The sequence below is a fragment of the Acidimicrobiales bacterium genome (assembly GCA_030747595.1).
Classification (GTDB): Bacteria; Actinomycetota; Acidimicrobiia; order Acidimicrobiales; family MedAcidi-G1; genus UBA9410.
The window spans coordinates 1-653 of record JASLKK010000056.1; the positions used below are offsets into that span (position 1 = coordinate 1).

General features: G+C 62.0%; 3 protein-coding genes. All 3 read left to right on the forward strand.

From position 1 onward, the window contains the following. Positions 1-4: 4 nt before the first annotated feature. Positions 5-178, forward strand: coding sequence for a hypothetical protein (locus QF777_12050; protein MDP6912268.1), 174 nt, complete (start codon positions 5-7; stop codon positions 176-178). After that, positions 175-291, forward strand: a complete 117-nt coding sequence (locus QF777_12055; protein MDP6912269.1) for a hypothetical protein — start codon at positions 175-177, stop codon at positions 289-291. Before QF777_12050 ends, QF777_12055 begins: the two co-directional genes overlap by 4 nt. A 52-nt stretch (positions 292-343) precedes the next feature. Continuing rightward, on the forward strand, positions 344-653 hold a 310-nt coding region (locus QF777_12060; GenBank protein ID MDP6912270.1), incomplete at its 3' end, for an adenosylhomocysteinase.

Below are 653 nucleotides of genomic sequence, written 5' to 3' on the forward strand. Positions count from 1 at the left end.
CGCCATGAAGGCCGCGGGCTGCGTGACCACGGTCACGGAGTGCGACCCCATCTGCGCGCTCCAGGCCGCCATGGAGGGCTTCCAGGTCAAGACGCTCGAGTCGCAGCTCGACACGCTCGACATCGTCATCACGACGACGGGCAACAAGGGTGCGTCGCCCGGCGTCTCTGCTCAATGACATGGCTCACCGGTCGATTCATAGGTATTATCATGAACAGCCACATGGCCAAGATGCGCGACAACGCCATCGTCGGCAACATCGGCCACTTCGACAACGAGATCGACGTATGAAATCAGCGTCAATCTTTCACATGCCTATATCGACGCGACCCCCCCTACGCAGATGGAGGGCCTCATGAAGGCGACGAAGCGCATCAACATCAAGCCCCAGGTCGACCGCTTCGTCTTTGACGACGGCCATGCCATCATCATCCTCGCCGAGGGCCGCCTCCTCAACCTCGGCTGCGCGACGGGCCACCCGTCGTTCGTCATGTCGAACTCGTTCACGAACCAGACGCTCGCGCAGCTCGAGCTCTGGAAGGAGAAGGACTCGGGCAAGTACTTCGCCGGCGGCCCGGGCAAGTACAAGGTGTACACGCTCCCCAAAATCCTCGACGAGAAGGTCGCCGCGCTGCACCTCACGTCGCTCGGCG

Coding starts and splice junctions, on each gene's coding strand:
- QF777_12050 (MDP6912268.1), top strand. CDS start 5: ATGAAGGCCGCGGGCTGCGTGACCACGGTCACGGAGTGCGACCCCATC.
- QF777_12055 (MDP6912269.1), top strand. CDS start 175: ATGACATGGCTCACCGGTCGATTCATAGGTATTATCATGAACAGCCAC.